Origin of the sequence: Acidithiobacillus ferriphilus (genome assembly GCF_018854775.1) — a bacterium.
GTDB lineage: Bacteria > Pseudomonadota > Gammaproteobacteria > Acidithiobacillales > Acidithiobacillaceae > Acidithiobacillus > Acidithiobacillus ferriphilus.
The window spans coordinates 1-4,739 of sequence record NZ_JAAZTY010000137.1; the positions used below are offsets into that span (position 1 = coordinate 1).

Below are 4,739 nucleotides of genomic sequence, written 5' to 3' on the forward strand. Positions count from 1 at the left end.
CGGTTATGCGCTCGATAATGGCGTGTTCCGGATGCACTTCGCGGACAATCGCCGCGAAGTCTTCGGCCACCCCCGCCTGCGTATGTGTATCGATCGCGATAAACTGATTAGAATGCCAGCGCTGAATGGCCGGGCCGCTGATTTTATAGTAGCTCCGTCCGCTTTCCTGCCAAGCGTCCAGATCGCGACTGTGCAGATCCCAGAAATCGGCACTCAGCGTCTCTGTACCGGTGTAGAGCAGATCCACATCGTCCAGAGCACGATCGTTCTGGTAATCCTCCACCCGGATCCCGAGAGTACGTCCCTTGATGCGCAGATTGATATCTTTACTGACGAGAATCACATCTTTTTCGGGATGACGATTCTGCAGGGCCAGAGTCACGGCGAGGATTTCATTGTCCGCCTTGCCACCGGCCAGATCTTCAGGCAGCGCCTGCTGATGTGCAGCGGTCTGGAAATAAAGTCGTCCCTGCGCATAAGGCAGCGCCAAACCACGATCCAGATCAGCGGTATCCGTCAGCATCTCGTCCAGATAACGGCTGACCTGACGCACATTGCGCGCCTGCTCGCTCAGGCCTTTTTTGTGCTGATCCAGCTCCTCCAGCACGACCATCGGCAGCAGGATGTCGTGTTCCTGGAAGCGGAATAGCGCTGAGGGATCGTGCATCAGCACGTTGGTATCCAGAATGTAGAGACGCGCCCTCACCGGGCTTGAACCCCCCGCTTCCTGGCGACTCATGGTAATTGCTTGACGATGTTTAGGATGGCGGCTGCATGTCCGGCGGCCTTCACCTTACGCTCGACGTAGGCGATTTTGCCTTCCCGGTCGATCACGAAAGTGCTGCGTTCAACGCCAATGCCCACCTTGCCGTAATTGTTCTTCTCCTTGAGCACATCAAAGGCCTTGCAGAGCGTTTCATCCGTGTCGGCCAGGAGCGGAAAAGGGAAGTTGAACTTGCAGGAAAACTTTTCATGGCTGGCAAGGGTATCACGGGAAACACCGAGAATTTCCGCGCCGGCGGCCTGAAATTCCGGGTAGAGTGCCGTGAACTCCTGCCCCTCTGTCGTACAACCCGGCGTGTCATCCTTGGGGTAAAAATAGATCACTACGACCGTTCCGCGCAGGTCATCGATGTGGATGGAGGATGCCTTACCATAGGCCGCGGCACGAAACTGAGGTACAGGTTGACCGATGCTGATGACTTCTGAGGACATGAGGAACTCCTGAGTGGGACTGACTGAAAATCTAGCGCGGCAGATGGGGCGCTGTCCAGGGAAGTAACGCAGGGTCATCGCTTGCGCCCTCCCGGCTTTCTGCTCTAGCATGACTTTATGGCGCATTTATCACTCCACCCCGCTCTCACGGCGGAAGTTTCCGATGCCGAGGCAGCGCAGCGTCTTCGCGCTATCGGGCAGCGCATCACGCGTTTACGGGTAGCGGTCTTCAAAACACTGCTGGCAGCCGAGCAACCACTCAGTCATCCCGAGGTGCAGCAGCGCCTGGAGGCGTCGGAGACAGGGGCGGTTGACCGCGTCAGTCTCTACCGCAATCTGGAATGGCTGGTACAGACCGGACTCGCCCACCGGATCACGGCAGACGACCGGATCTGGCGCTTTAGCGCCCACCGTGATGAAACGACCACCCAACACCCGCATTTCCATTGTGTCGCTTGCCGCCAGGTATTTTGCCTGCCCGAAAGTAGTGTACCGACGCCTCGACTGCCAGCCGACTATTCCATGATTGAAATGGAATTGGTGGTCAACGGGGTCTGTGCCCAATGCGGTAAAGAACCGCCAAAAAAAACCAGTCAGCACTGAGCCCATCAGAATTTTATTTTCCGCGATAAAAAATCATTGCCTCAGGAATGGTTTCCCATCCGGTCGCCTTGCCTTATAATGCGGTGGCCGCGCCACCGCCAGCCACCTTCATGAAAGGAACTTTAAGAGGGTACCATGCGCCACCTGCCCTATGATGATTACGATAAAAAAGAGATGGTTCTGCGTGACTTTCTTGCCATGGACAGAACGGTATTTGCGGGCACTCGCACTTTTCTGGGCTATATTCGTGTGACCTTGACTTTGATCATCGCCACGCTCATTTTTATTCGTGTATTCAATGGCTATGTTGAGGACCATCTGTTTTATCTGGGCTTTATTCTCGCGCTGATTATCCTGGCCGCGGGTATTTCTCTCTATCTGAAAATTAAGATACACTATAAAAATTTGCAAAAAACGGAAACCTACGAAAAGACAGAAGATGATCTATAATGAAATCCCGATTCCTATTCAACCACCTGGATGCGCATCGCGATTATTTTCATACCTATCCAAAAAGTAAATTGGTACTCCGTGACTGGCTCGCACTGGACCGCACAGCAGCGGCCAACCGGCGGACTTTATATTCTTTTTTGCGCACCATGCTGGACCTGACCATAGCGGGTTTGGTACTGATTCACTTTTTTAACTATCACGCCGTTATTATTCTCGGTGTGCTATTCATTTTATTATCAATGGTTATTGGCGGCTTTAGTTATTTCCGATTTTTACGGGTTCAAAGTCACTACCATAAGTTTTTGCGAGAGTCTGGAGCGCACTTTCCACCTATGCTGGCGCGCAAAGACCACCATTCCTAATCCGGGCTCGGGCCCTTATTCTTCCAGCTCTTGCGCGTTCACTTTTGGCACGTTCTGCAAAGGCGGACGCTCCCAGTCGTAATCACTCGTTTTACCACCCCGTTGTTCGCATGCCTGATAGCGCTGATAGGCGCTTACTTTCGCCAGCTCTCTCTGCAGTTCCAGTTCGGCGCGGGCAAAATCCATGGGAGGTACGGCATCTTTCGCCAATGTGGCCTGGGCATCTTTAATGCGGCTCTGTGTATCATGGAGGTCAATATCCATGATCCGCAGACTTGCATTGGCGAGTATCGTCACGATATCAGGCTGAATCTCTAACAACCCGCCCTCCAGAAAAAGAATCTGTGTCTGACCATCGGCTTGGGTAATGCGCAGCTCTCCGGCGCGCAGCCCCGACAGCAAGGGTGCATGCCCTGGCAGAATTCCGATCTCGCCCAGCTCCGCCGGCACTGCCGCGAAACGCGCCATACCGCTGTACACTTCGCCATGCACATCGACCACATTGATACGGAATGTTCCATTCTGCTGCATGCTTATTCCTTTTTTGAAAGCATCGCCAAAAATTGTGCTTCAGTGAGCTGTGTCAGGCCCAGCTTTGCGGCTTTTTCCGCCTTGCTGCCCGCCTCTTTACCAACAACCACGTAGCTTGTTTTAGCGGAAACGGCGCTGCTGACTTTTCCACCCCTATTTTCTATGGCGACTTTGGCATCTTCCCTGGTCATACTGTCCAAAGAACCAGTGAGTACCAGGGTCATCCCCTGGAAGCATCCGCCTTTTTGCGGTTCGACGACATCCCAATCCAAACCACCAGCCCGCAACGCCGCGATCACCTCCAGGTTATGGGGCTGGGCAAAAAAATGTACGATAGATTCCGCCACTATGGGCCCCACGTCGGGAATATTCTGCAAGACTTCCGGCGTCGCCGCCAGTAAGGGTTCCAAGTCGCCAAAATAGGCTGCCAGAGATTTGGCTGTGCTTTCTCCAACTTGGCGGATACCCAGGGCGTAGAGGAAGCGAGAGAGGCTGGTATGACGGGATTGCTCTATTTCCGCCAGCAGTTTTTGGGCGGAGCGACTGGCCATGCGCTCCAATCCGCAAAGTGCGGCCTCATCCAGATGATAAACATCGGCTACGGAATGCACCAGACCTCGCTCGACCAGTTGCTGGACGAGTTTCTCGCCCAGGCCCCGGATGTCCATCGCCTTGCGCGAAGCGAAGTGCTCGACAGCGCCCATCCGTTGCGCCGGGCAGTACAGCCCACCCATGCAGCGGTGCGCCGATTCGTTGGCCAGCCGCAGGACTTCCGAGTCACAAACCGGACAACGCAACGGCATTTGCCAGGGTTGTGCTGCCGCTGGCCGTTCTTCCTTGAGCACCATGACCACTTCGGGAATCACGTCCCCGGCACGGCGCACCAGTACCGTGTCGCCCACGCGTATATCTTTACGATCCACCTCGTCCTGGTTATGCAAACTGGCGCGGCTCACGGTCACGCCGCCCACCTGCACGGGCCGCAGGACAGCCACCGGAGTAATCACGCCGGTGCGCCCCACGGAAGCCAGGATATCTTCGACCACGGTACGCTCTTCGTGCGCCGGGAATTTATAGGCAATGGCCCAACGCGGTGCGCGGGCCGTGAAGCCCAGGCGCTCCCTGGCCGCCAAATCATCGACCTTGAACACGAGGCCGTCTATTTCAAAAGGCATGCCTTCGCGTGATTTCTGCATTTCATTGAAATAGCTTTCGCATTCAATAAGATGTCGAACATTGCGCAAGTAAGGCGTCACTTCAAAACCCCAGACAGAGAGGCTGTGCATTATCGTGCTGTGCGCCCCCCCCAGTGGCGCGCTGCTTTCTCCCCACCCCCAGGGAAAGAACGCCAGCGGGCGTTTCGCCGTCACTGTGGAATCCAGTTGCCGCAGGCTGCCGGCTGCCGCATTGCGTGGATTGGCAAAGGGATTTTCTCCTCCATGCAGGCGCTCTTCATTCAATCGCTGGAAAGCCGCCACGGGAATCACCACTTCCCCGCGCACCTCCAACAGATCCGGCCAGCCCTTGCCCGCCAGTTGCAGAGGAATATTGCGGATGGTGCGGACATTGGCGGTG

7 protein-coding genes are annotated in these 4,739 nt (G+C 55.3%); 3 read left to right on the top strand and 4 right to left on the bottom strand.

Annotated features, from left to right (window positions below):
* A partial coding sequence (locus HF921_RS10040) for a PIN domain-containing protein (protein WP_226834451.1) occupies positions 1-739 on the bottom strand: 739 nt, incomplete at its 3' end.
* Positions 736-1,215, bottom strand: a complete 480-nt coding sequence (locus HF921_RS10045; protein WP_215893750.1) for a peroxiredoxin — start codon at positions 1,213-1,215, stop codon at positions 736-738. The genes HF921_RS10040 and HF921_RS10045, both read right to left, overlap by 4 nt.
* A gap of 117 nt (positions 1,216-1,332) precedes the next feature.
* Here HF921_RS10045 and HF921_RS10050 point away from each other — a divergent pair, with 117 nt between their 5' ends.
* From HF921_RS10050 to HF921_RS10060, 3 genes are all read left to right on the top strand, one after another.
* Positions 1,333-1,818, top strand: coding sequence for a Fur family transcriptional regulator (locus HF921_RS10050; protein ID WP_215893751.1), 486 nt, complete (start codon positions 1,333-1,335; stop codon positions 1,816-1,818).
* Positions 1,819-1,953: 135 nt separating this feature from the next.
* Positions 1,954-2,268, top strand: coding sequence for a DUF202 domain-containing protein (locus tag HF921_RS10055; protein ID WP_064217684.1), 315 nt, complete (start codon positions 1,954-1,956; stop codon positions 2,266-2,268).
* Complete coding sequence (locus tag HF921_RS10060; protein ID WP_064217683.1) at positions 2,268-2,633, top strand: DUF202 domain-containing protein; 366 nt, start codon at positions 2,268-2,270, stop codon at positions 2,631-2,633. The genes HF921_RS10055 and HF921_RS10060 overlap by 1 nt, the downstream gene beginning before the upstream one ends.
* Positions 2,634-2,648: 15 nt before the next feature.
* Here HF921_RS10060 and atpC read toward each other — a convergent pair whose 3' ends face one another.
* Together atpC and ligA are read right to left on the bottom strand one after the other, a co-directional pair.
* The gene (gene atpC, locus HF921_RS10065; RefSeq protein ID WP_064217682.1) at positions 2,649-3,164 is read right to left on the bottom strand and encodes an ATP synthase F1 subunit epsilon; all 516 of its coding nucleotides are present in this window, start codon (positions 3,162-3,164) and stop codon (positions 2,649-2,651) included.
* A gap of 2 nt (positions 3,165-3,166) precedes the next feature.
* Positions 3,167-4,739 (bottom strand): NAD-dependent DNA ligase LigA (ligA, locus tag HF921_RS10070; protein ID WP_215893752.1); only part of this gene is annotated, 1,573 nt, incomplete at its 5' end.

What these genes read in the sequence shown, in the direction of transcription:
- HF921_RS10050 (WP_215893751.1), top strand. Translation starts at nt 1,333, where the DNA reads ATGGCGCATTTATCACTCCACCCCGCTCTCACGGCGGAAGTTTCCGAT.
- atpC (WP_064217682.1), bottom strand. Translation starts at nt 3,164, where the DNA reads ATGCAGCAGAATGGAACATTCCGTATCAATGTGGTCGATGTGCATGGC.
- HF921_RS10045 (WP_215893750.1), bottom strand. Translation starts at nt 1,215, where the DNA reads ATGTCCTCAGAAGTCATCAGCATCGGTCAACCTGTACCTCAGTTTCGT.
- HF921_RS10055 (WP_064217684.1), top strand. Translation starts at nt 1,954, where the DNA reads ATGCGCCACCTGCCCTATGATGATTACGATAAAAAAGAGATGGTTCTG.
- HF921_RS10060 (WP_064217683.1), top strand. Translation starts at nt 2,268, where the DNA reads ATGAAATCCCGATTCCTATTCAACCACCTGGATGCGCATCGCGATTAT.